Annotated in this window: 24 protein-coding genes; 7 read left to right on the forward strand and 17 right to left on the reverse strand. The window is 70.5% G+C overall.

Features of this window, described 5'->3' with window-relative positions; genetic code table 11:
- Positions 1–37 precede the first annotated feature (37 nt).
- The 8 genes from EGM46_RS08690 to pheS form a co-directional block, all read right to left on the reverse strand.
- Entirely contained in the window at positions 38–838 is an 801-nt protein-coding gene (locus tag EGM46_RS08690) for an enoyl-CoA hydratase-related protein (protein ID WP_125099767.1), read from the reverse strand.
- Positions 839–985: 147 nt separating this feature from the next.
- Entirely contained in the window at positions 986–2,110 is a 1,125-nt protein-coding gene (locus EGM46_RS08695) for a bifunctional 2-methylcitrate synthase/citrate synthase (RefSeq protein ID WP_125099768.1), read from the reverse strand.
- A gap of 49 nt (positions 2,111–2,159) precedes the next feature.
- Positions 2,160–3,071 carry a methylisocitrate lyase gene (gene prpB / locus EGM46_RS08700; RefSeq protein ID WP_125099769.1) on the reverse strand — a complete coding sequence of 304 codons (912 nt, stop codon included), beginning with the start codon at positions 3,069–3,071 and terminating at the stop codon, positions 2,160–2,162.
- Positions 3,071–4,603, reverse strand: a complete 1,533-nt coding sequence (locus tag EGM46_RS08705; protein WP_125099770.1) for an MmgE/PrpD family protein — start codon at positions 4,601–4,603, stop codon at positions 3,071–3,073. Before EGM46_RS08705 ends, prpB begins: the two co-directional genes overlap by 1 nt.
- Positions 4,600–5,286: a GntR family transcriptional regulator gene (locus EGM46_RS08710; protein ID WP_125099771.1), complete on the reverse strand. Its 687-nt coding sequence runs from the start codon at positions 5,284–5,286 to the stop codon at positions 4,600–4,602. The genes EGM46_RS08705 and EGM46_RS08710 overlap by 4 nt, the downstream gene beginning before the upstream one ends.
- Positions 5,287–5,404: 118 nt before the next feature.
- Positions 5,405–6,322: a VOC family protein gene (locus EGM46_RS08715; RefSeq protein ID WP_125099772.1), complete on the reverse strand. Its 918-nt coding sequence runs from the start codon at positions 6,320–6,322 to the stop codon at positions 5,405–5,407.
- 164 nt (positions 6,323–6,486) lie between these two features.
- Positions 6,487–9,099, reverse strand: coding sequence for a phenylalanine--tRNA ligase subunit beta (pheT, locus tag EGM46_RS08720; protein ID WP_125099773.1), 2,613 nt, complete (start codon positions 9,097–9,099; stop codon positions 6,487–6,489).
- On the reverse strand, positions 9,099–10,139 hold the full coding sequence (gene pheS / locus EGM46_RS08725) for a phenylalanine--tRNA ligase subunit alpha (RefSeq protein ID WP_125099774.1): 1,041 nt from the start codon (positions 10,137–10,139) through the stop codon (positions 9,099–9,101). The genes pheT and pheS overlap by 1 nt, the downstream gene beginning before the upstream one ends.
- An 82-nt stretch (positions 10,140–10,221) precedes the next feature.
- On the opposite strand from pheS, the gene EGM46_RS08730 reads away from it, so the two are divergent.
- The 4 genes from EGM46_RS08730 to EGM46_RS08745 all read left to right on the forward strand — a co-directional run bounded on the left by EGM46_RS08730 (position 10,222) and on the right by EGM46_RS08745 (position 13,666).
- Positions 10,222–10,860, forward strand: a complete 639-nt coding sequence (locus EGM46_RS08730; protein ID WP_125099775.1) for a hypothetical protein — start codon at positions 10,222–10,224, stop codon at positions 10,858–10,860.
- A 118-nt stretch (positions 10,861–10,978) separates the two neighbouring features.
- Complete coding sequence (locus tag EGM46_RS08735; protein WP_125099776.1) at positions 10,979–11,758, forward strand: copper resistance CopC family protein; 780 nt, start codon at positions 10,979–10,981, stop codon at positions 11,756–11,758.
- Positions 11,755–12,372, forward strand: a complete 618-nt coding sequence (locus EGM46_RS08740) for a copper chaperone PCu(A)C (protein WP_241156252.1) — start codon at positions 11,755–11,757, stop codon at positions 12,370–12,372. Before EGM46_RS08735 ends, EGM46_RS08740 begins: the two co-directional genes overlap by 4 nt.
- On the forward strand, positions 12,359–13,666 hold the full coding sequence (locus tag EGM46_RS08745; RefSeq protein ID WP_125099777.1) for a Dyp-type peroxidase: 1,308 nt from the start codon (positions 12,359–12,361) through the stop codon (positions 13,664–13,666). The genes EGM46_RS08740 and EGM46_RS08745 overlap by 14 nt, the downstream gene beginning before the upstream one ends.
- A gap of 164 nt (positions 13,667–13,830) precedes the next feature.
- Here EGM46_RS08745 and EGM46_RS08750 read toward each other — a convergent pair whose 3' ends face one another.
- The 4 genes from EGM46_RS08750 to infC form a co-directional block, all read right to left on the reverse strand.
- The gene (locus tag EGM46_RS08750) at positions 13,831–14,628 is read right to left on the reverse strand and encodes a TrmH family RNA methyltransferase (protein ID WP_125099778.1); all 798 of its coding nucleotides are present in this window, start codon (positions 14,626–14,628) and stop codon (positions 13,831–13,833) included.
- A 78-nt stretch (positions 14,629–14,706) separates the two neighbouring features.
- Positions 14,707–15,090 (reverse strand): 50S ribosomal protein L20, encoded by a 384-nt coding sequence (gene rplT, locus EGM46_RS08755; RefSeq protein WP_125099779.1) that lies wholly within the window; start codon positions 15,088–15,090, stop codon positions 14,707–14,709.
- Between the two features lie 49 nt (positions 15,091–15,139).
- Positions 15,140–15,334, reverse strand: a complete 195-nt coding sequence (rpmI, locus tag EGM46_RS08760) for a 50S ribosomal protein L35 (RefSeq protein WP_025133275.1) — start codon at positions 15,332–15,334, stop codon at positions 15,140–15,142.
- Between the two features lie 79 nt (positions 15,335–15,413).
- On the reverse strand, positions 15,414–15,977 hold the full coding sequence (gene infC / locus EGM46_RS08765) for a translation initiation factor IF-3 (protein ID WP_431194072.1): 564 nt from the start codon (positions 15,975–15,977) through the stop codon (positions 15,414–15,416).
- Between the two features lie 303 nt (positions 15,978–16,280).
- On the opposite strand from infC, the gene EGM46_RS08770 reads away from it, so the two are divergent.
- Positions 16,281–16,700, forward strand: a complete 420-nt coding sequence (locus EGM46_RS08770) for a DUF1844 domain-containing protein (RefSeq protein ID WP_125099780.1) — start codon at positions 16,281–16,283, stop codon at positions 16,698–16,700.
- An 88-nt stretch (positions 16,701–16,788) separates the two neighbouring features.
- Here the strand turns inward: EGM46_RS08770 and EGM46_RS08775 are convergent, their stop codons facing one another.
- Positions 16,789–17,223, reverse strand: coding sequence for an Lrp/AsnC family transcriptional regulator (locus EGM46_RS08775; protein ID WP_125099781.1), 435 nt, complete (start codon positions 17,221–17,223; stop codon positions 16,789–16,791).
- A 79-nt stretch (positions 17,224–17,302) separates the two neighbouring features.
- On the opposite strand from EGM46_RS08775, the gene EGM46_RS08780 reads away from it, so the two are divergent.
- Both EGM46_RS08780 and EGM46_RS08785 read left to right on the forward strand, forming a co-directional pair.
- The gene (locus tag EGM46_RS08780) at positions 17,303–18,007 is read left to right on the forward strand and encodes an AzlC family ABC transporter permease (protein ID WP_125099782.1); all 705 of its coding nucleotides are present in this window, start codon (positions 17,303–17,305) and stop codon (positions 18,005–18,007) included.
- Positions 18,000–18,326, forward strand: a complete 327-nt coding sequence (locus EGM46_RS08785) for a branched-chain amino acid transporter permease (protein ID WP_125099783.1) — start codon at positions 18,000–18,002, stop codon at positions 18,324–18,326. Before EGM46_RS08780 ends, EGM46_RS08785 begins: the two co-directional genes overlap by 8 nt.
- A 45-nt stretch (positions 18,327–18,371) precedes the next feature.
- Here the strand turns inward: EGM46_RS08785 and EGM46_RS08790 are convergent, their stop codons facing one another.
- From EGM46_RS08790 to priA, 4 genes are all read right to left on the reverse strand, one after another.
- Positions 18,372–18,521, reverse strand: coding sequence for a methionine/alanine import family NSS transporter small subunit (locus tag EGM46_RS08790; RefSeq protein WP_125099784.1), 150 nt, complete (start codon positions 18,519–18,521; stop codon positions 18,372–18,374).
- Entirely contained in the window at positions 18,518–20,125 is a 1,608-nt protein-coding gene (locus EGM46_RS08795) for a sodium-dependent transporter (RefSeq protein ID WP_125099785.1), read from the reverse strand. The genes EGM46_RS08790 and EGM46_RS08795 overlap by 4 nt, the downstream gene beginning before the upstream one ends.
- Positions 20,126–20,234: 109 nt before the next feature.
- Complete coding sequence (locus EGM46_RS08800) at positions 20,235–21,131, reverse strand: SseB family protein (protein WP_125099786.1); 897 nt, start codon at positions 21,129–21,131, stop codon at positions 20,235–20,237.
- A 73-nt stretch (positions 21,132–21,204) separates the two neighbouring features.
- Positions 21,205–21,969 (reverse strand): bifunctional 1-(5-phosphoribosyl)-5-((5-phosphoribosylamino)methylideneamino)imidazole-4-carboxamide isomerase/phosphoribosylanthranilate isomerase PriA, encoded by a 765-nt coding sequence (priA, locus tag EGM46_RS08805; protein WP_125099787.1) that lies wholly within the window; start codon positions 21,967–21,969, stop codon positions 21,205–21,207.
- Position 21,970 lies beyond the last annotated feature (1 nt).

Here is a 21,970-nt window from a genome sequence, read left to right on the forward strand (position 1 = left end):
GCCGTGCCGGCCACGGTCGCGCAGCGCGCTCGGACGCCTAGCGGTGCGTGAAGTTCGCCTCGCGCTTCTCGGCGAACGCGCGCATGCCTTCCTTCTGGTCGTCGGTCGCGAACGCCGCGGCGAACGCGAGTCGCTCGAGCCGGAGCCCCTCGGAGAGCGGCACCTCCTGCGCGGCCTGCAGGGCATTCTTCGCGGCGTACAGCGCGAGCAACGACTTCGACGCGATCGTGTCGGCGAGCTTCGCGGCCTCGGCGAGCAGGTCATCGGTGGGCACCACCCGCGAGACGAGCCCGGAGCGCTCCGCCTCTTCGGCGCCCATCATCCGGCCGCTCAGCACCATCTCAGCGGCCTTGGCCTTGCCGATCGCGCGCGGCAGCCGCTGCGAGCCACCGAAGCCCGGCAGCACGCCCAGGTTGATTTCGGGCTGCCCGAACTTCGCCGACTCCGCGGCGAGGATGATGTCGCACATCATGGCGAGCTCGCAGCCGCCGCCGAGCGCGAACCCCGACACCGCGGCGACCACGGGCGTGCGCATCCGCTCGAAGCCCTCCCAGCTAAGGAACGCGCTGTTCACGAACATGTCCGAGAACCCGAGCTCTGCCATCTCCTTGATGTCGGCGCCCGCCGCGAACGCCCGTTCCGAGCCGGTGATCACGATGCACCCGATCTCGGGCGATGCGTCGAACTCGAGCGCCGCGTCGATGAGTTCCCCGACCAGCTGCCCGTTCAGCGCGTTCAGCGCGGCGGGCCGGTTCAGGGTGATCCACCCCACTCGCCCCCGGACCTCGGTGAGTACGGTGCGGTCAGCTGTGCTCTCGGCCTTCGCAGTCTGAGTCATGGTGTTCGCCCTCTCTCGGATCTCGGGGCCGGATCGCAGCCCCACGCTGGGTGTCACCCCAACGCTACAAGCTCGACCACCGACGCGTCACGTCACCCTGCACACCGCAGCCCAGCCCCGCCGTGCGGAAGGGCGGCGACGCGGGATTCACGCCACGTGGCGCTCCGCGGGGCCGACGTAGGCGGAGAGCGGGCGGATCAGCGCGTTCGATGCCGCCTGCTCCATGATGTGCGCGGTCCACCCGGTCACCCGAGCCGCGACGAACAGCGGCGTGAAGATCTCCGTGTCAAAGCCCAGCAGGTGGTACGCGGGACCGGACGGGTAGTCGAGGTTCGGGAAGATCCCCTTGCGCGCAACGAACTCGGTCTCGAGCGCGGCGTACAGCTCTGCGAGGTCGTCGCGCCCGTGCTCCGCGAGCAGCAGTTGGAGCGCCGCGTGCATGGTCGGGACGCGCGAGTCGCCGTGCTTGTAGACGCGGTGCCCGAATCCCATGATCTTCCGCTTTTCAGCGATCGCCCGGTCGAGCCAGGGCACCACATTCTCGGCGCTCCCGATCTCCTCGAGCACGTGCATCACCGCCTCGTTCGCGCCGCCGTGCAGCGGACCCTTCAGCGCGCCGATCGCGCCGACCACCGCCGAGTACATGTCGGACGTGGTCGACGCGATCACCCGCGCGGTGAACGTCGAGGCGTTGAACGAGTGCTCCGCGTAGAGCACAAGGGAGATGCGAAACACGTCAACGGCCGCGTCAGACGGCAGCTCACCGAAGGTCATCCAGAGGAAGTTCCGCGCGTAGTCCAGGTCGTCGCGCGGCGGGACGAGCGGCAGCCCGCGCCGGCGACGCTGCACCGCGGCGACGATCGTTGGCAGCTGCGCGAACAGGTACTCCGCGCGACCCAGATCGAGCGTGCGGTCGGTCCAGCCGCCATCCCGATGGAGCGTGTGATCGAACGCGCCGAGCTGGCTCACCGCGGTGCGCACGAGATCCATCGGGTGCGCGTCGGCCGGCATCGTGTCCAGGAGCTCGCGCGTGCGCGGGTCGAGCGGGCGCAGCGCGCGCTCGCGGCGCTCGAACTCGGCGAGCTGCTCGGCGCCCGGCAACTCGCCATGCCACAGCAGGAGGGCCACCGCCTCGAACGACTGCGACGCGGCGAGCTCCTGCACCGGATACCCCCGGTAGAGCAGGCTGTTCGTCTCGGGGTTGACCTTCGAGACCGCCGTCTCATCGACGACGACCCCGGCGAGGCCCTTCTTGATTTCCGTGTCAGACATGGTCGCTCCTTTGCGAAGTGTGTCGGGCTGGTGCTGGTGGGACCGGGTGCTAGCGCTCCACCTCGAAGTTGAACACGCTCGTGTCGAACTGGGTGTACCCCTCGTAGTCGACGAGCTCGTAGAGCTCGGCACGGTGCTGCATCTCGTCGAGCTTGCCGGTGAGGTGCCCCTCCGCGTTCAGCGTGTCGAGCGCCCGCTCGGTCGCCCCCATCGCGATCCTGAGCATCGACACCGGCCAGATCACGAGGTTCACGCCGACGTCGGCGAGCTGCTGCACGCTGAACAGCTCGCTCTTGCCGAACTCGGTCATGTTCGCGAGGATCGGCACGTCGACGGCCGCGCGCACGGCCGCAAACTCGGCGAGCGTGCGCATCGCCTCGGGGAAGATCGCGTCGGCGCCAGCGTCGACGAGCGCCCGCGCACGGTCAACCGCTGCGGTAAGACCGGCGTCCCCCTGGGCGGTGGCGCGAATGTCGGTGCGCGCCATCACCAGGAAATCGGGATCGCGGCGCGCGTCGACCGCTGCCCGGATCCGCTTCAGCGCGGTCGCCTCGTCCACCACCGTCTTGCCGTCCAGGTGGCCGCAGCGCTTGGGGTTCACCTGGTCCTCGATGTGCGCGCCGGCGAGGCCGGCGTCCTCGAGGGTCTGGATCGTGCGCGCCACATTCATCGGCTCGCCGAAGCCCGTGTCGGCGTCGACGAGTGCCGGCAGTTCGGTCATCCTGGCGATCTGCTGCGCGCGGCCGGCCACCTCAGTGAGCGTGGTGAGCCCGATATCGGGGAGTCCGAGATCGGCAGAGAGCACCGCGCCGGAAATGTAGACCCCGTCGAAGCCTTTCCGCTCGATCAAGCGCGCCGAGAGCGGGTTGAACGCGCCGGGGAAGCGGAGCAGCTCGCCGCTCGCGAGGCGCGCTCGGAACGCGCGGCGCTTCTCGGCCGGGGTCGACTTCGCGTAGAGCATCAGAACAGTCCCTTCGGTGCGGCGGCAAGATCGATCACGCCGGGTTTCGCGACGATGCCGAGCTCGCGCACCTCCGCGGCGCTGAGCTCCGGCAGGCGCTGCACGAGCGCGAGGAAACGCTCCACCTCGGCGTCGGCGAGCACGGGAGCCGCGAGCGTGCGGAACTTCGCGATGTAGTGCTCGCGCGCGAACGGGCGTGCCCCGAGCGGGTGCGCGTCGGCGACCGCGATCTCGTCGACGATCCGCTCCCCCGAGCTCAGCTCGATCTCGACGCGGCCGCCGAACGCTTTCTCCTTCGGGTCCTCGGAGTGGTACCGGCGGGTCCACTCGGCGTCCTCGGCCGTGGTGACCTTGTGCCAGAGCGCCACCGTGTCGGCGCGGCCAGCGCGCTCCGGCGTGTACGAGTCGACGTGGTGCCAGCCGCCGTCCTGCAGCGCCACCGCGAAGATGTACGGGATCGAGTGGTCGAGCGTCTCGCGCGAGGCCGTCGGGTCGTACTTCTGCGGGTCGTTCGCGCCGGAGCCGATCACGAAGTGCGTGTGGTGGCTCGTGTGCAGCACGATGCTCGCGATGTTCGCCGGGTCGGCGAGCTCGGGGTGCTCCGAGCCCAGGCGCCTGGCGAGATCGATCCACGCCTGCGCCTGGTACTCCGCGGAGTGCTCCTTCGTGTAGCTGTCGAGAATCGCGCGCTTGGGTTCGCCAGTGGCGGGCAGCGGCACCTCGTAGCTCGCGTCGGGGCCATCGAGCAGCCACGCGATGACCCCGTCCTCCCCCTCGTAGATCGGGCTCGGCGAGGTCTGGCCGCGCATCGCTCGGTCGACGGCCTCGACCGCCATCTTGCCGGCGAACGCCGGGGCGTGGGCCTTCCACGTGGAGATCTCGCCCTTGCGCGACTGCCGCGTCGCCGTCGTCGTGTGGAGCGCCTGCGCAACCGCCTGCGCGATCGTCACGGTCCCGAGCCCGAGCAGCGTGCCGATGCCGGCGGCAGCCGACGGCCCGAGGTGGGCAACGTGGTCGATCTTGTGACGATGCAGGCAGATCGCGCGGACCAGATCCATCTGGATCTCGTAGCCGGTCGCGATCCCGCGCACGAGCGCGCGCCCGTCAGCCCCGACGTGCTGGGCGACCGCGAGGATCGGCGGGATGTTGTCGCCCGGGTGGGAGTACTCCGCCGCGAGGAACGTGTCGTGGTAGTCGAGCTCGCGCACCGCGACCCCGTTGGCCCACGCCGCCCACTCGGGGCTCGTCAGGTGGGCCGCGCTGGCCGCGAGGCCAAAGATCGACGCGCCGGCACCGCCAGAGGACACCGGATGCGCGAGCGCCTGCGCCCGCGCCGCGACGATCGGCCCGCGGGTGAGCGACGCCGCGGCGACCGCAGCATTGTCGATGATGCGGTTGATGACCATGTCGGTCACCTCGGGATCGACCGCGACGGGATCGACCGCGACCTCCGCGATCTTCCAGGCGAGCTGCTCCGTGCTGGGCAGTGGCTCCTCACTGCGGTAGACGCGAACGTGGTGCGAAACGGTCATCGTGAAGCTCCTTCGGTGGCGGTGTGGCGTTCCGTGCTCGGCGGCACTGCCGCCTCGTCGATGGCCGCGAGTATCGCGGCAAGGGCGCGGTGGAGGTGGACGTGCGTGGCGTGCGCCGCGAGATCCGGATCGCGCTGCGCGATCGCCTGGGCGATGAGCGCGTGCTCGCGCACGGACGCGTGCAGCCGTTCCGCGTTGTCGCGGGCGAGCCGTCTGGCCCGCGCGAGGTGCGCGCGGATGGGGCGAAGCGCGTGCGTGAGGTAGTCGTTCGCAACGGCCTCGTCGATCGCCGCATCAAAACGCGAGATCAGCGCGTAATAGTCGTCGGTCTCGCTCGCGCCGGACTCGGGGTGCGCCGCGAGGAAGTCGGCGGCGAGCGCGCTGAACACGGCGCTGTCGCCGCGCTGCGCTGCGAGCCGCGCGGCGCTCTCCTCGAGCGCGCGGCGCACCTCGAACAGTCGCCGGATGTGCACCGCGTCGAAGCCGGAGACCACGAGCACTCGCGCGGACTGCTGCTGCACGAGCCCGTCAGCGAGGAGCCGAGCGATGGCCTCGCGCATCGGCGTGCGGCTGACGCCGAGGCGGGCGGCCTGCTCGACCTCCCCGATCACGGCACCCGGGGCGAGCGAACCGCCCTGAATCTCCTCGACCAGCCCCTGATAGGCCCGCTCGCTTGCGCGCATCTTCGCCTCCTCCGCTTCGCCTTAATGTATACATAAATCCGGAACGAGGCAAGCTCTACGCCGAATCCAACGATTTATGTATACGTAATGCGGGAGGGGGCACCGCCTCAGGCGCGCGCTACAGCTCGGCGATGATCAGTTTCTTCATGGCGAGCATGCGCTCGAACGCGCCGGGGTGCGCCATGAGCTCCCCCATGTTCTCGGGCACGATCTGCCAGCTCACACCGAAGCGGTCGGCGAGCCAGCCGCACTGCTCGGCCTCCGGCACCGCGGAGAGCGCATCCCACAGCCGGTCGATCTCGGCCTGGTCAGCGCACTGCACCTCGAGCGAGACGCCACAGCTGAACGTCTCGTGCTGCTGAACGCCGGAGTCCATCGCGCAGAACCACTGCTCCCCCACACGAAACTCGCCGAACATGAGCGCGTCGGCTGTGGCCGGCCCCGTCGGCTCGCCGTACGGCACCAGCTGACCGGGCGCGGCGTCCGGGAACACGTCCGTGTAGAAGCCGATCGCCTCGGTCGCGCGATTCTGCACGGGGCCGCCGAACATGAGGCACGGGAGCACGCCGGGGCGCGGATCCCCATCTGGTTGCGTCAGCATGAGCTGCCAGTTCACCCCGTAGCGGTCCTCCACCCAGCCGTAGCGCGCGCTGAACGGGTACTCGCCGAGCGGCATGCGCACCTCACCGCCGTCGCTCAGTCGCTCCCACGCGGCGTCGAGCTGCTCGCGCGCCGCGATCGCGCCGCCGGCGATGCGCGACGGATCGAAGTTCAGCATGAGGGAGAGCGCGAGATTCGGCCGGAACTCGGGCCCGGCGTTCACGAGCACGAGTCGATAGTCGCCCACCGTGACGGCAACCGTCAGCGGCTGCCCGGCGAGCGGCTCCTGAAACGGGAGCAGCCCCTCCGTCGGGTATCGGGACTCGACGGTGAAGTTCGTGTCGGGAAGCGCGCCGGCGTAGAACGCCCCGGCCTCCTCTGCGGTGCCGTTGCACCAGATGTTCGGCACGATCCGCTGCGTCGTGTGATCGCTCATGATTCCCCGCTCCCGTTCCTGCGCCGCCCCGCGCCGTGCTGGCGCGAGTGCGGCGTCGTCTGGGGCCAAGTATCCGCCCGTCGGGCTCGCACCACAAGGGGCGCTGGCACGAGGGGCGCGGGGCACCGCGCGCCGCAGCACGCCCGCGCCCCGCGCGCCTCGTGCTAGTCGCGCAGCTTCGCGTCGAAGGCGAGCTCCGCCGCGGCGACACCCTCGAGCTTCGCGGCGCTGGCCTCCTCGGCCTTCAGCGTGCGGTCCTCCGCACGGAAGCGGAGCGCGAACGTGAGCGCCTTCTGGCCCTCGGCGATGCCGGCCCCCCGGTAATCGTCGACAATGCGAGCGCTCTCGAGCAGCTCACCGGCACCCGCGGTCACGACCGCGAGCACATCGCCGGCCGGCACCTCGGCGCCGACGACGAGCGTGAGATCCTGCGTCGCCGCCGGGTACGTCGAGAGCTGCCGCGTCTCCGGCTCGCGCGGGGCAAGCTCGATGATGCGGTCGAGATCCAGCTCGAACGCCACCACCCGGCCGGGCAGGTGATGATCCGCAACGAGCTCGGGCAGCAGCTCGCCGGCGACGCCGACCACCTCAAGACCGCCGTCCTCGCCGTCGACATCCGAGGCGACGCGGATGCTGAGCTCCGCGGTGCGGCCGGGGTGGAACGCGCGGTGCGCGCCCTGGGTCACCACGAGCTCGGCGGCGACCGCGCCAGCGACGATCCGCGCGGCGTCGAGGGCGTCAGCCCAGTCCACCGCACGCGCGCTCTCGCCGGCCTGCTTCGCCACGGCGTCACCGAGCAGCAGCGCGGCGGCGCGGCGCGGCTGATCCGGCACCGCGGCGTAGAGCGCGGTCAGCGTCTCAGCGTCCGGTAGCTGCGCGAGCGGCGGCACCGTGTCCGTGCCGAGGTCGGCGCGCGGCTCGAACACCGAGCCGAACTCGACGAGCGCGAGATCCGTGAGGCCGCGCGAGACGTTGCGCTGCGCGGCGGTCACGAGTCCGGGCAGCAGCGAGCGGCGCATGAAGGGCGACTCGCCGTCGAGCGGGTTCGCGAGCTTCACCGCGGCCACCTGAGCACTCGGCTCCTCGGCCTGCGCGACGCCATCGAGCACGGGGATCGCTGGCTCCGCGCCAGCGCCGAACGCGTCGAGCTGCGCGCGGCTGACGAACGGGTAGCTCTGCACCTCGTCGAGGCCCGCCGCCGTGATCACGTTCGCCGCGCGACGGCGCAGCCGCTGCACGCGCGTGAGGCCACGGCCCGCCGGGGCGACGGGCAGCACCGAGGGGATGCGGTCGTAGCCGACGACGCGCGCCACCTCCTCGATGAGATCGGCCGGGCGGGTGAGATCCGAGCGCCAGCTCGGCGGGCTCACGAGCAGCACCGCGCTGCCCTGGGCGTCGGCCGGCGCATCGGCGACGGCGCAGCCGATCATCTCGATCGCTGCGCGCGCCTCGCCGTCCGTGTAGTCGGTGCCGAGCAGCCCGTTGATGCGCGCGAGCGGCAGCTCGATCTGCGGCGCCTCCCACGGGGCGAGGATCTCGGCGCCGAGCTCGTCGGCGGTGCCGCCAGCGAGCTCGACGAGCAGGTCGACCATGCGCTGCGCCGCGGCGCGAGCGACCAGCGGGTCGACGCCGCGCTCGAAGCGCTTGGACGCCTCGCTCGGCAGCTTGTGGCGGCGCGAGGTGCGCGCAATCGAGATCGCGTCGAACGACGCCGCCTCGATGAGGACGTCGGTGGTCGACTCGTCGGCCTTCGTCGAGTTGCCGCCCATCACGCCGGCGAGCCCGATCACGCCGGACTCGTCGGTGATCACGAGGTCCTCGGGGTGCAGCGTGCGCTCCTGGCCGTCGAGCGTCACGAGCGTCTCGCCCGCGGCTGCACGGCGCACCGTGATGCCGCCGGAGAGCTTCGCCAGATCGTACGCGTGGAGCGGCTGTCCGAGTTCGAGCATCACGTAGTTGGAGATGTCGACCTCGAGCGAGAGGCTGCGGATCCCCGCGAGCTGCAGGCGCGCGACCATCCAGGCCGGCGTTGGCCGGGACTGATCGATGCCGCGCACCACGCGCGCGACGAAGCCAGCCGCACCGACGCGGCCGCGGATCGGGGCCTGATCGTCGATCGCGATGGGGAATCCGGTGCCCGTCGCAGGGGTGACGGCGGTCGCGGGATCCCGGAAGGCCGCGCCGGTCGCGTGTGAGACCTCGCGGGCGACGCCGCGGATCGAGAACGCGTAGCCGCGATCGGGCGTCACGTTGATCTCCACCGCGGTTTCGTCGAGACCGAGGAGCGCCTTCGCGTCCGCACCGACCTCGGGATCGAGGCCCAGCGTGGAGAGCACGATGATGCCGTCGTGATCCTCGCCGAGCGTCAGCTCACGCGCCGAGGCGATCATGCCGTCGGACACGTGGCCGTAGGTCTTGCGCGCCGCGATCTCGAAGCCGCCAGGCAGCACCGCGCCGGGCAGCGTGACCACGACCTTGTCCCCCACCTCGAAGTTGTGGGCGCCGCACACGATGCCGCGCACGTCCTCGCCGCCGTCGGCGGCCGCCTGGCCGGCGGGCGCGACGCGCACCTGGCACCAGTTCACCACCTTGCCGTTGGAGTGCTCCTCGGGCTCGCGGGAGAGCACCTCGCCCACCACGATGGGTCCGGTGACGTCGAAGCGGCGGATGTCCTCCTCCTCGAAGCCGACGCGCACGAGATCGGCGTGCACGGCCTCGGGGGTCACTCCCGCGGGGAGCTCAACGGATTCGCCCAGCCAGCTGAGTGGAACGCGCATTAGACCAGTCCTCCGAACTGACGGTTGAAGCGCACGTCGCCCTCCACCATGTCTCTCATGTCATTGATGTCGTGGCGGAACTGCAGGGTCCGCTCGATCCCCATGCCGAAGGCGAAGCCCTGGAACTCCGACGAGTCGATGCCGGCAGCGTCGAGCACGCGCGGATCGACCATGCCGCAGCCGCCCCACTCGACCCAGCGTGCGCCGCCCTTCGCGTTCGGCTGCCACACGTCCATCTCGGCGGACGGCTCGGTGAACGGGAAGAAGTTGGGGCGCAGGCGAATCTTCGCCTCCTCGCCGAACATCTGGCGCGCGAAGTGCTCCAGCGTGCCGCGCAGGTGCGCCATCGTGAGCCCACGGTCGATCGCGATGCCCTCGATCTGGTGGAACACCGGGGTGTGCGTCGCGTCGAGCTCGTCCGTGCGGTAGACGCGGCCGGGAGCCACGACGTAGACGGGCAGCTCGCGGTCGAGCAGCGACCGGATCTGCACGGGCGAGGTGTGGGTGCGCAGCAGCAGGTGCCGATCGGCCGGCTCAACGAAGAAGGTGTCCTGCATCGCGCGCGCCGGGTGATCGGGATCGAAGCCGAGCGCATCGAAGTTGAACCACTCGTGCTCCACCTCGGGCCCCTCGGCGACCTCCCAGCCCATGCCGACGAAGATGTCTGCCGCCTCCTCCTGGAGCTGAGCGAGCGGGTGACGCGATCCCGCGCGCTGGCGCGTCGGGGCAGCGGTCACGTCCACCGTCTCCTCGAGCAGGCGTGCGGCGGCCTCCTGCGCGACGAGCTCCGCCTCGCGGCCCTTGTACGCGCCCTCAATGCGGCCGCGCGCCTGGCCCATGAGCTTGCCCGTTGCGGCCTTCTCGTCCTTGGGCACCTCGCGCATGCGGGCGTTCAGCTGAGCGATCGCCGAGCCGTCGCCGGCGTGCGCCGTGCGAGCGGATTTCAGCGCCGCAACAGAGTCGGCTGCGGAAAACGCTGCGAGCGCTTCCGCGACGGCCGCGTCGGCGGCTTCCTGGGTGATCGGATTGAGGTCTGACACGGGGGTCAAGTCTAGCCTGTGCGCGTGACGCGCGCGTGCCCGCGGTGCGATCCCCAGCGAGCAGCCGCGTACACTGGAACACATGCAGAGCTCGCGGCGTTTCCCGCGGGTCGTTCCGGCTGCCGGGATGACCCGCGGCGTCCGGGTATTCCGCGGCGCCATCGGGGCTGCCGTCGCCGTGGCACTCGCCGCAGCCTCGCACGGGCTCGCCGGTGGCGTCATCACCTGGCCGTCCGTCGTCGCGACCGTGGTGCTCACGCTGCCGCTGTGCGTCGCGCTCGCCGGCCGGGTCGGCTCGATCTGGCGGCTCGCGCTCGCGGTCTCCGCCGCGCAGTTCCTGTACCACTGGACCTTCGCTGGTCTCGGGATCGCCGCAGCTGGCGGCCCGGACGGCGCGCCGGTGTCCCCGCACGCGGCGCACTTCGCGGCCCTCGAGGCGTTCTCTCCGCGGCTCGCCGAGGCCGGCGCGGCCGACACCACGATGTGGGTGCTGCACGTCTGCGCCGCCGCGCTCACGACGGTGCTCCTCGCACGTGGCGAGCGCGCGGTCGTCGCGCTCGGCCGCGCGCTGCGGCGCGTGCTCCCCTCGCGCCGGCGCTCGCTCACCCCGAGCCCGCACCGCGCCCGTGTGCTCCCGCGGTTCGCCGCGCCGCGGCAGCTGCGCGATCGGCTCCTCGCCGTCGGGGCGATCTCCCGGCGCGGGCCACCACGCTTCGCCTGATTCCACTCACCCTTTTCCCGCGCCACCACTCAGATGTGGCGCTCCGCTTCGCGCACCCGGCGCGGCGGAGTCGTCGGCGCACACGGACCCGGCACACGCCGGAGAGAATCAGGAGACCATGTCTCAGTCAACACTTCCCACCACACCGCTTCCCCGCACGGCGCGTCCCGCCGCAGCGCGGCGCGCGTCGCTCGGCCTCGCGGCAATCGCGCTGCTCGCGGGCGCGACCACGCTCGGCGTCGCGGCGCCGGCGCTCGCCCACGATGAGCTCCTCAGCACCGAGGTCGTCGCTGACGCGAACACGGGCGCGGTCGAGGCGTTCGAGCTGAAGTTCAGCAACAGCATCATCGAGGTCGGCACCGAAATGGTGGTGACCGGCCCGGACGGCGCCGATGTGCGCGACGGCGAGCCCGAGATCGCCGGCCCGATCGTCACCCAGAAGCTGAGCGCGGACCTCGCACCTGGCGACTACGCCGCAGCGTGGCGCGTCGTCTCGAGCGACGGCCACCCCATTGAGGGGGCATTCGGCATCAGCGTTGCCGAGGACGGCAGCGGCGAGATCGTCGCGGCCGATGCGGTCGAGGCCGGCGCGGACCACGAGCACGCGGACGACGCCGAGGCGCACGAGCACGCAGATGATGCCGAAGCGCACGAGCACGGCGCCGCGGGTGACTCCGATGGGGCTGCGGACAGCGCGGATGGCGCTGAGGCCACCGACGCGGCTGGCCTGCCGCTCGGCGGCATCATCGCCATCGTTGGCGGCACGGCCGTCGTCATCGTCGGCGCCGCAGCAGTCCTGATCGGCCGCCGCCGCCGCGCGGCCGGCATGGCCGCCGCCGCAGCAGGCACCGACGCCGCACCCGCCGACACCGCAGCATCCGAGGGAGACGCCAAGTGAACCGCAGCACCACCGCACGCATCGCAACGCTGTCCGGGACCGCCCTCGCGGCCGCGCTCCTCTTCACCGGCTGCGCGGCGACTCCGCCCGTTGATGCCCCCGCAACGCAGGACACGCAGGCGTCCTCCGCTGAGCAGGGCGGCCACGCGACGTTCTCGATCGAGGGCGGCTGGGTGAAGGCGCAGGAGGGGATGACCGGCGTGTTCGGCACTCTGAAGAACTCGGGCGACACCGACCTCACGCTGGTGAGCGTCGAGAGCTCCGCCGCGAAGATGGTCGAGCTCCACGAGACCGTCACCTCCGGCGCAACCGCCACGATGCGGGAAGTGGACGGCGGCTTCGTGATCCCGGCAGGAGGTTCCTTCGAACTCGCGCCCGGCGGCAACCACATCATGTTCATGGACATGCCGGAGCCGATCCTGCCGGGCGACGATGTGTCGCTCACGCTCCACTTCGACGACGGCTCGCAGGCCGAGGTCACCGTGCTCGCGAAGGCCACGGATGGGGCGCAGGAGAACTACGAGGGCGGCAGCGAGGACGGGTCGGATGACTCGGCCGATCACGGCGAGATGTCACACGATGACGCCGCGAGTGATGAGCATGCCGCACACTAAGCCCGACACTGGTTCGAGCAGCGCGGCCCCCACGGCGGGGGCCGCGCCCGCGGGCGACGGTCAGGCCGACGAGCAGCGCACTGACCCGCGCATCGGCCGCCGCGCGCTCCTCACCGGGGGCGCCTGGGGTGCCGGTCTCGGCGCCGCGCTCGGCCTCGGAGCGGCGATCGGGGTGCCTGCGCTCCGCGACTCGGCCGCCCCCGCAGCAGCGGACGACGATTTCGGCGGCGACACGCTCCCCTGCCACGGCGCGCACCAGGCCGGGATCATCTCGACGCCGACCGCGCACCTGCGCTACCTGTCGTACACGCTGAAGCCTGAGACGGACCGCGACGCGATCCGTCGCATGCTCCGCATCCTGAGCGGCGACGTCGAGGGCCTCACCTCGGGCGCGGCGCCGCTCGCCGATCCCGAGCCCGAGCTTGCTGCTCGGCCCTCGCGCCTGACCATCACGGTGGGCGTCGGCCCGGAGCTCGTGAATCGGGTCGATCCCGCGAAGCGTCCGGAGTGGCTCGCGCCGCTGCCGGCGTTCTCCCGCGATCGGCTCGCTGGGACGCACGACGGCGGGGATCTGCTGTTGCTGCTGCAGGCCGATGATCCGCTGCCGCTCGCGCACGCCGCACGCATGCTCGAGCGGGATCTTCGCGCGTTCGCCGACCTCGCGTGGAGCCAGCAGGGCTTTCGGCAGGCGCGCGGCGCCGAGCCTGCAGGCACCACGATGCGCAACCTCATGGGGCAGGTCGACGGCACCATCAACCCCGCGCCGAAGGACGAGGACTTCAGTGACCTTGTGTGGGTGGGCGCCGGCGACGCCGCGGCGGCCGGCGGCGGTTGGCTCACCGGCGGCTCGGCGTTCGTGCTGCGCCGAATCCGGATGGAGCTCGACACCTGGGATCAGGTGGATCGTCCGGGTCGCGAGCAGACGATCGGGCGGACGCTGACCGACGGCGCCCCGCTCACCGGCGGCACCGAGCACACCCCCGTCGACTTCGAGGCGAAGAGTTCGCTCGGGCTCCCCGTGATCCCGAGCTACGCGCACATTCGGCGCGCGCACTCGACGGATCCCGCCGAGCGCATCTACCGGCGCGCGGCGAACTACGACGAGGGCGGCGAGTCCGGGCTGCTGTTCGGGTGCTTCCAGCGGGATCCGCGCACGCAGTTCGTGCCGATCCAGCAGCGCCTTGACGAGCTGGATCTGCTCAACGAGTGGGTGACGCACACCGGCTCAGCCGTGTTCGCGATCCTGCCGGGCTTCGCGCCGGGCGAATCGCTGGGCGCTTCGCTGCTCACGTAGCGCCCACTCCCGGGGCCGCGCTCCTGCACCCCCGTTCACACGGACGCCCCCAACCCACACGGACACCCCAATCCACACGGAGAAATCTGAGATCTCGGGCGCTCCCGCGCAAACACCTCCGAGATTCCAGATTTCTCCGTCGGGGTTGGCGGGTGCGGGCGCACCTAGCTCCGCTGCGCGAACGCCGTCTCGTAGATCAGCACGCTCGCGGCGGTCGCAAGGTTGAGAGACTCCGCCGCACCGTAGATCGGCAGCTTCAGGCTCCGATCAGTGAGGACGCGCTCAGCCTCCGTGAGCCCGCGCGCCTCGTTGCCGAACACCCAGGCCACCGGCCCGGCGAGCACACCATCCGCGCGGGCCGCGAGCAGTTCGTCCCCGCGCACGTCCGCGGCGAGCGTGGTGAGGCCCGCCGCGCGCGCCGCGTCGACGGCAGCCGCCAGATCGGGCGCCACGGCGACCGGCAGGTGGAACAGTGAGCCCGTCGTGGAGCGCACCACCTTCGGGTGGAACGGGTCGATGCTCTCGCCGGCAAACACCACGGCGTCCGCGCCAGCGGCATCCGCCGCGCGCAGCACCGCGCCAGCGTTCCCCGGATCCCGCACCTCGTGCATGATCGCGACGAGCCGCGCGCCGGCGAACGTCTCAGCGAGCGTGGCCTCCCAGGTCCGCGCGACCGCGATCACGCCCTGCGGGGTGATGGTCTCCGCCATCGCCGCGAGCACGGGCTCGGTGACCCGCTCAAGGGCCACCCCCGCGTCGGAGGCCAGCCGGTCGATCTCGTGCTGCCAGGGTTCGGTCCCCATCGTGGCGAACACGACCTCGGCGAGCTCGGGGCGGTGCGCGAGCAGTTCCCGGACCGCCTGCGGCCCCTCGACGAGGAACCGCCCCTGCACCTGACGCTCCTTCTTCCTGGCGAGCGCCGCCGCCTTCTTCACGCGCAAGGACTTCGGGTTTTCAATCACTCGGCAAGTCTACCGAGCCCCAGAAACGCAGAACGCCCCGTCGCGGAGGACGGGGCGTTCTGTCGTGATTCCGGTGCGTTACGCAGCCTTCGGAGCCGAGGTGTCCTCGGGAAGGGCGTTCTTCGCGACCTCGACGAGCGCGGCGAACGCCGTGGGCTCGTTGGTGGCCAGCTCGGAGAGCATGCGGCGGTCAACCTCGACACCCGCGAGGCCGAGGCCCTGGATGAAGCGGTTGTACGTCAGGCCGTTGGCGCGGGCGCCAGCGTTGATGCGCTGGATCCACAGGCGACGGAAGTCGCCCTTCTTCTTGCGACGGTCGTTGTATGCGTAGACCAGCGAGTGGGTGACCTGCTCCTTGGCCTTGCGGTACAGGCGCGAACGCTGTCCGCGGTAGCCCTCAGCGCGCTCGAGGATAACGCGACGCTTCTTGTGGGCGTTGACGGCCCGCTTTACTCTTGCCATTTCAGTTCTTCCTTACAAAATCTGTGATGAAACGCGTGGTGCTCGTGGCTTAGTGGCCGAGGAGCTTCATCGCCTGCTTGGCGTCACCCTTGGACAGCACCTGCTCAGCGTTCAGGCGGCGCTTGCGACGCGAGGACTTCACCTCGAGGTTGTGGCGCATGCCGGCCTGCTGCTTCATCAGCTTGCCGGAGCCGGTCAGCTTGAAGCGCTTCTTGGCCCCAGAGTGGGTCTTCTGCTTTGGCATCGATTTCTCCTTGTTGTGTGCGCGCCCGAGGGCTGCGTTGTGCACGGCTGCAGCGGCGCGAGGGGCGCTGCGCCGACAATTAGTCGTCGGTGGCGACGGCCTCTGCGGCCTTGTCTGCCTTCCGCGTGGCCTTCTCCTCGGCACGGCGAGCGTTCTGCTCGGCCTTCGCCTCGGACTTGTTCTTGAGCGGGGCGATGACCATCACCATGTTGCGGCCATCGATCCGGGGGTTCGACTCGACGGTACCGAACTCGGCGATGTCTTCCGCGAACTGCTGAAGCAGGCGAACGCCCTGCTCCGGACGCGACTGCTCACGGCCACGGAACAGGATCATGGCCTTGACCTTGTCACCCTGCGAGAGGAAGCCAACGGCACGCTTCGTCTTGGTTTCGTAGTCGTGCGTGTCGATCTTCAGGCGGAAGCGGACCTCCTTGAGGACCGTGTTCGCCTGGTTACGGCGAGCTTCCTTCGCCTTCTGCGCAGCCTCGTACTTGAACTTGCCGAAGTCCATGATCTTGGCCACCGGGGGCTTCGAGTTCGGGGCAACCTCAACGAGATCGAGATCGGCGTCGGCGGCCATGCGCAGTGCGGTCTCGATCGGCACGACACCGACCTGCTCGCCACTGGCACCTACCAGTCGCACCTCGGGGACGCGGATTCTGTCATTCGTACGGGGATCGCTGATCGCCGGCTCCTCTGCTTCCGTGTGGCCACTCCCAGTCGGGAGAACCGTTGACGCTCCCTTGCGGGAGTCACGGAGAGGAAGATCAGGATCGCGCACGCGCCATCCCACACCCTTCACTGCTGCCTCCTGGGAGGCGGGGTGCCAACAACCCGATAACCTATAACCGGTGCCGGGTGGGAGAATCTCCTCTTCCGCGTCTCGGCTGAAACACCGAGAACCGAATCAATGGTAGCACACCACAGCAGCAACAGTCAGGACAGCATGAGCGAGAACCCCAGCGATCAGCCGCAGACCGAGGCCGCAGCAGCGGCAACCGCGCCCGAGGCGCCAGCGCAGGAGAGCGCGGCCACCGAGGATGTCGCGCAGGCGACCCGCGATATCGCTGACGTCGCAGCGGTCGAGGTGATCACCACCGCCGCCGTGCACCTGCTGAGCGCCGCGGCCGTGAAGGTGGGCCTCGCCGACGACCCCGAGACGCAGATCGACCTGGACGAGGCGCGCAAGCTCATCAACGCGCTCGCCGGCCTCATCACCGCGGCGGCGCCCGAGGTGAGCGACATGCATGCGCGGAGCTTGCGCGATGGCCTGCGTTCGGTGCAGCTCGCGTTCCGCGAGGCGTCAGCGATCCCCGACGCCCCGGGCCAGGGCCCGGGCGAGAAGTACACGGGGCCGGTCAACTAGCCCGAGCGCCCCGACACCCGGGCAGCGCGCACCCCGCGGCGTGTCCGCACGCCGCACCGCACGCCGCCACCGAGCTCCCGCTTCGCCGTCACCCCTTGATGTTTTTCATGGCGAAGTGGGAGCTCACCTTTCCCACCCCGCGGATCGACATGATGCGCGTGGTGAGGAACTCCTCGTACCCCGCGAGGTCGGCCACCGCGATGCGCAGGTAGTAGTCGGGTGTCCCGAAGAGGCGCTTGAACTCGGAAACCTCGGGGAGCGCGGCGGCCTCCTGCTCGAAACCCGTCACAACCGTGGCCTCCTGGGTGACGAGATCGACGTGCAGGATCACCTCGAAGCCACGGCCCACCGCGTGCGGATCGACGATCGCCCGGTAGCCGCGGATCACGCCGTCCGCCTCCAGCCGCTGCACCCGCCTGAGGCAGGGGCCTGGCGTCAGCCCAACGCGCGCGGCGAGTTCCACATTGGTGATCCGCCCATCTGCCATGAGCTCCGCAATAATTGCGCGATCGAGTGCATCCATGCAGCTATATTGCCGGATTCGAGTACGGAGCGCACGATCACGCACGCACATTGCGGGGATTTTCCGCAAATATAGTCGTATGCACGAACCCCCTGGCGCCACGCGCGCCGCACAGATCCGCGCCGGTCTCGGCGACTCGCTCGGCGTCGGGCTCGGGATCTTCCCGCTCGGCATCGCGCTCGGCGTGCTCGTGATCCAGGCGGGGCTCCCCTGGTGGATCTCCCCCGCGCTCGCGATCGGGGTCTTCGCCGGCTCGGTCGAGCTCCTGCTCGTCGGGATGCTCGCCGCGGCCACCCCGCTCCTCACGATCGCCGTCACCGTCTTCGCGGTGAACTTCCGGCACGTGTTCTACGCGCTCTCGTTCCCCGTGTCGCGCGTGCGCCGCGGACTCCCCCGCGCATACTCGATCTACGCGATGGTCGACGAGGCGTACGCCACCTACGTGCTGATGCCCGAGGAGAAACTGTCCTCCGCGCGCATGGTGAGCGGGCAGCTCGCCATGCAGGCGTACTGGGTGGGCGGCGGCCTCGTCGGCGTCCTCATCGCCACCGCCCTGCCCGCACCCATTGAGGGCTTCGAGTTCGCGCTCGTCGCGCTGTTCGTCGTGATGACCCTCGACGCGCTGCGAAGCCGACGCGAGATTCCCTCCGCGGTGCTCGCCGGACTCTCCGTCGGCGTCGCGCTGCTCGTCTTCCCCGGCCAGGCGCTGCTCGCTGCGCTCATCATGTTCACGCTCGCGCTCACCGGGCGCTTCTTCCTCACGAAGGGGGCAGCGCGTGCCTGAGATCGCCTACCTCATCGCCGGCGTCGTGGTCGCCGGCCTCATCACGCTCCTGCTCCGCGCGCTCCCGTTCGCGATCCTGAAGCCGCTGCGGAAGTCGCGGTTCGTGCAGGCGCTCGGCCGCTGGATGCCGGCCGGGATCATGCTGATCCTCGCGGTCGTTGTGCTGCGCGACGAGCTCGCCGCGCGCCCCGATCACCTGTGGGCGGTGTTCGCGGCGACCGCGGTGACCGTTGTCGTCCACCTGCTCGGCAAGCGCCGTGCGCTGCTCAGCATCGCGGCGGGCACAACGGTCTACGTCGTACTCCTGAACGTGCTGTAGGGCGGGCGGGCCACCGCACGCCCGCCCGACAGCACACCCAAGGGTCTATTCGATGCGCTCGAACTGCCCGTCCTCGCCGCCTGCCGGGTACTCGGCAACCTCGGGACGCCGCATCAGGAACACCGTGCTCGCGATGAGCCCACCCCAGATGATCACGAGGGCGAGAATCAGGAAGGCGATAGCGATCGGGGTCATCGTGCGTTCTCCTCGTTCGGTGCAGCGGCGGGCGCTGCGGACGCTGCTGGTGCTGCTGACGCGCCGGGCGCGAGCGGCGGCCACGGCGTGAAGCGATCCGGATCGTAGCGCCACGGCGCGAGCGTCAGCACGATCGAGCCGATGATCATGAGCGCGACCGAGCCCCACCCGACGATCAGTAGGTAGCCGGTGTCGTAGCCGGAGTACGGCTCCTGCACCAGGTTCACGATCGTGGCGATGAGCATGTAGCCGAGCACCACGGGGCCGAGCACCGACACGAAGAAGAGCCAGGTGCGGCCCACCTTGAAGGTGGAGAGCACGCTCAGGTGCCCGGCGAGCTGGGTCCCGGCGCGCCGGATCCAGAGCACGGTGACCGTCATCACCACGGCCGAGGCCACGATGCCGATGTTGTTCGACCAGTTGTCGATCGTGTCGAGCGCGGTGAGCCCCGACTGCGTGCCGAACAGGACCACGGAGATCACGGCGAGGACGCCGCCGATGCCGTAGACGGCGCGGCGTCGCGTGAGCCCGAACTTGTCCATCACGCCGGCCAGGATCACCTCCATGATCGAGATCATCGAGGTGAGGCCAGCGAGGGTGAGCGCGCCGAAGAACAGCGCGCCGAAGATCTCGCCGCCCGGCATCTGCGCGGCGATCGCGGGGAACGTCATGAACGCGAGGCCAACGCCCTTCAAGCCCTCGAGGTCCGCAACGGCGACGCCCTGCTGGTGTGCGAAGAAGCCGAGGGTCGCGAAGACTCCGATGCCCGCGAGGATCTCGAACGACGAGTTGCCGAACGCGACCACGAGGCCGGGGCTCGTCATGTTCGATCGGCGGCGACGGTAGGACGCGTACGTCATCATGATGCCGAACGCGACGGAGAGCGAGAAGAAGATCTGGCTGTACGCCGCGACCCACACCGACGGGTCGGCGAGCGCCGCGAAGTCGGGGGTGAAGAGCGCGTTCAGGCCCTCGGCGGCGCCGGGCAGGAACAGCGCGCGAACGACCAGGATGAGGAAGCCAACAACGAGGAGCGGGATCGCGATCATGTTGAGCCGCTGCACGCCCTTCACGACGCCGGCGCCGAGCACCACGAGCGCGACCACCCACATGACGATGAGCGGGATCAGCACCGCGGGCACGAACGTCATGCTGAAGGGCTCTTCGGAGAGCTGCAGGTACTCCCCCGTGAAGAAGCCGGCCGCGTCGTCGCCCCATGTGAGATCGAAGGAGTAGACGAAGTAGCTCGAGGCCCACGCGAGCACGGCGGTGTAGTAGATCGCGATGAATACGCAGATCATCACCTGGAACCAGCCGATTCCCTCGCCGAGCTTCCCCGCGATGCGGCGCAGCGCGAGCGGGGCGGAGCCACGGAAGCGGTGCCCGATCGCGTAGTCGAGGAACAGGATCGGGATCCCCGCGGTGAGCAGCGCGACGATGTACGGGATCAGGAAGGCCCCGCCACCGTTCTCGTAGGCGACGCCGGGGAAGCGCCAGATGTTGCCGAGCCCGACCGCGGATCCGATCGCGGAGATAATGAAGCCGAACTGGCCGGTCCATTCGGCGCGCTGGGGCGCTGCTGCTGCTGTGGTGGTCTGAGTCATGGTTCTCGCTTCGTCTGGGATCGGAGCCGCGCGCACACCCCGCACGGCGCCAGAGGCACCCCGCGAGCGTAGCAGGCTGCGGGGCCTCACGCCCAGACGTTGGCGAGGGCTACGGCGCCGATCGCGGCCGGACGCGCATCGAATCCACCCGCTCAGCGATCACTTCGGAGCTCGCCCAGCCGGCCTGCGCGCGCTCCAGCAGCGCCGTGAGCGCTGCGCGGTCGAGCCCGGGCGCGAGGCTCACGTGCACGTCAACCTCGGGGGCACGCAGCCGCCCCTCCGGATCGCCCGGCGCGAGCCACAGCTCGACGACCGCTGGCTCGCCTGCGACCCCAGCGCGGAACGCGGCGAGCACCTCGTCGTCGGCCCACGCTGGCACGTACGGCTCACCGAGCGCGAGGGCGCGAAGCGCCGGTCGCCGGATCCCGTACTCGAGATCCGGCGTCGCAGCGTCGAGAATGATGAGGTCGGTCAGCTCCTGCACAGCGGCGAGCGCGGCCTGCGTCGCGGGGACGGGGATCGGCCGCGCGCTCTCGTGCCACGTCGCGAGCGTGGTCACCGAGCTGAACACCGGGAGCACCCGCCGCCCATCCGGCGCCGCGACCGTGACGATGGAGAGCTCCTGCGTCTTCTCGACGGTCTTCCCCTCCGGGGTGACGCCAAGATCGCCGGCCTCTGCGAGCATCGGCACGAGCACGCGGGCCGAACCGAGCTCGGCGATCACGCGGCCGTGCGCGGCAGCGATCTGGGCGACCGCCGCCCAGTGCGTTGCCGCGTCGCTCGCGGCTGCGGCCGCAGCCGCGGCAGCCCGCAGCTCGGCGACCGCCGCGGCGACGAGCACGGGCGTCGCCCCGTCGTCCTCGGCGAACGCGGTGCCGTGGTGGTCGAACGTACGCCCAGCCCAGGGGAAGCCGGCAGAGTCGGCGGCGCCACCGGGGACGAGGCTCTCCGGGACCCCCGTCGACCGCGGGGCGTCTCCCGTCGACGGGAGCTTCTTGATCGCCACTCTGTCCGTCCCTTCTCGGCTGTGCGGTCTCGGCTGCGCCTGCGCGCGCGCGTGGGTGCGTGCCCCTGGGCCGCTAGGAGACGCGGCTCGGGCGCCCGGCGACGTCGAGCGCCGCGGGCAGCGTGAACGCGCCGTCGTACAGCGCCTTCCCGATGATGGCGCCCTCCACGCCGAGCGGCACGAGCTCGCGCAGCGCGACGAGATCGTCGAGGCTCGACACTCCGCCAGAGGCGACAACGGGACGGTCCGTCCGCTCGCACATCTGGCGCAGCAGCTCCACGTTCGGCCCGCGCATCGTGCCGTCCTTCGTGACGTCGGTGACGACGTACCGCGAGCAGTTGGCGTCCTCGAGCTGCTCAAGCACCTCCCAGAGGTTCCCGCCCTCCTCGGTCCACCCGCGCGCCGCGAGCGTCTCGCCGCGCACATCGAGCCCCACCGCAATCTGGTCGCCGAAGCGGGCGATCACCGAGCGCGTCCACTCGGGGTTCTCGATGGCCGCGGTGCCGAGGTTCACGCGGCGCGCGCCCATCTCGAGCGCGGCCTCGAGGCTCGCGTCGTCGCGGATCCCGCCCGAGAACTCGATATCAATCTGGCTGCCAGCGCGCTTGATGATCTTGCGCGCCACAGCGACGTTGCTGCCGCGGCCGAACGCCGCGTCGAGGTCGACGAGATGGATCCACTCCGCGCCCTGCTCGATCCAGTCCATCGCGGCGTCGACCGGGCTGCCGTAGTTCGTCTCGGTGCCGGCTTCGCCCTGCGTGAGGCGCACCGCCTTGCCGTCGACCATGTCGATCGCGGGCAGGAGCTGCAGCTTCGGGCCCTCGGTGAACTCGCTCATG

Origin of the sequence: Leucobacter chromiireducens (assembly GCF_003917135.1) — a bacterium.
In the GTDB taxonomy this organism is placed as follows: Bacteria; Actinomycetota; Actinomycetes; order Actinomycetales; family Microbacteriaceae; genus Leucobacter; species Leucobacter chromiireducens_A.

Bases quoted from the DNA above. Each gene is read 5' to 3' on its own strand.
- rplT (WP_125099779.1), bottom strand. From the start codon at position 15,090: ATGGCAAGAGTAAAGCGGGCCGTCAACGCCCACAAGAAGCGTCGCGTT.
- EGM46_RS08790 (WP_125099784.1), bottom strand. From the start codon at position 18,521: ATGACCCCGATCGCTATCGCCTTCCTGATTCTCGCCCTCGTGATCATC.
- pheT (WP_125099773.1), bottom strand. From the start codon at position 9,099: ATGCGCGTTCCACTCAGCTGGCTGGGCGAATCCGTTGAGCTCCCCGCG.
- EGM46_RS08715 (WP_125099772.1), bottom strand. From the start codon at position 6,322: ATGAGCGATCACACGACGCAGCGGATCGTGCCGAACATCTGGTGCAAC.
- EGM46_RS08730 (WP_125099775.1), top strand. From the start codon at position 10,222: ATGCAGAGCTCGCGGCGTTTCCCGCGGGTCGTTCCGGCTGCCGGGATG.
- EGM46_RS08775 (WP_125099781.1), bottom strand. From the start codon at position 17,223: ATGGATGCACTCGATCGCGCAATTATTGCGGAGCTCATGGCAGATGGG.
- priA (WP_125099787.1), bottom strand. From the start codon at position 21,969: ATGAGCGAGTTCACCGAGGGCCCGAAGCTGCAGCTCCTGCCCGCGATC.
- prpB (WP_125099769.1), bottom strand. From the start codon at position 3,071: ATGCTCTACGCGAAGTCGACCCCGGCCGAGAAGCGCCGCGCGTTCCGA.
- EGM46_RS08695 (WP_125099768.1), bottom strand. From the start codon at position 2,110: ATGTCTGACACGGAAATCAAGAAGGGCCTCGCCGGGGTCGTCGTCGAT.
- EGM46_RS08795 (WP_125099785.1), bottom strand. From the start codon at position 20,125: ATGACTCAGACCACCACAGCAGCAGCAGCGCCCCAGCGCGCCGAATGG.
- EGM46_RS08690 (WP_125099767.1), bottom strand. From the start codon at position 838: ATGACTCAGACTGCGAAGGCCGAGAGCACAGCTGACCGCACCGTACTC.
- EGM46_RS08770 (WP_125099780.1), top strand. From the start codon at position 16,281: ATGAGCGAGAACCCCAGCGATCAGCCGCAGACCGAGGCCGCAGCAGCG.
- EGM46_RS08745 (WP_125099777.1), top strand. From the start codon at position 12,359: ATGCCGCACACTAAGCCCGACACTGGTTCGAGCAGCGCGGCCCCCACG.
- EGM46_RS08780 (WP_125099782.1), top strand. From the start codon at position 17,303: ATGCACGAACCCCCTGGCGCCACGCGCGCCGCACAGATCCGCGCCGGT.
- EGM46_RS08710 (WP_125099771.1), bottom strand. From the start codon at position 5,286: ATGCGCGCAAGCGAGCGGGCCTATCAGGGGCTGGTCGAGGAGATTCAG.
- rpmI (WP_025133275.1), bottom strand. From the start codon at position 15,334: ATGCCAAAGCAGAAGACCCACTCTGGGGCCAAGAAGCGCTTCAAGCTG.
- EGM46_RS08735 (WP_125099776.1), top strand. From the start codon at position 10,979: ATGTCTCAGTCAACACTTCCCACCACACCGCTTCCCCGCACGGCGCGT.
- EGM46_RS08705 (WP_125099770.1), bottom strand. From the start codon at position 4,603: ATGACCGTTTCGCACCACGTTCGCGTCTACCGCAGTGAGGAGCCACTG.